Annotated in this window: 1 protein-coding gene; it reads right to left on the bottom strand. The window is 40.5% G+C overall.

Annotation, left to right across the window (positions count from 1 at the left end; translation table 11 throughout):
• Positions 1 to 92 (bottom strand): dodecin domain-containing protein (locus tag IEX97_RS14070; RefSeq protein ID WP_373289468.1); only part of this gene is annotated, 92 nt, incomplete at its 3' end.
• Positions 93 to 227 lie beyond the last annotated feature (135 nt).

Raw genomic sequence — 227 nt, 5'->3', positions numbered from 1 at the left:
TTAGATGCTTTCATAATTGCAGCATTAATAGCATCTTCAATGCCTTTTTGGGATGTTCCGACGAGTTCTATAACTTGATACACTTTATCCATTATTCTTGATCTCCTTTCTTTTTCTGAGTAAGGCTTTGGGCCTTAGCGATGGCTTTTCGGATGGCCTGGGCATCTTCCGAGTCGGGATGTACCAAGCTTAATAATTGTTGCCAATATTGAATGGCCTGTCCATAA

The organism is Paenalicyclobacillus cellulosilyticus, assembly GCF_014647315.1.
Classification (GTDB): Bacteria; Bacillota; Bacilli; order Alicyclobacillales; family Alicyclobacillaceae; genus Alicyclobacillus_J; species Alicyclobacillus_J cellulosilyticus.
The sequence above is the reverse complement of the archived record's forward strand: the minus strand, read 5'-3'. Positions and strand labels throughout refer to the sequence as shown.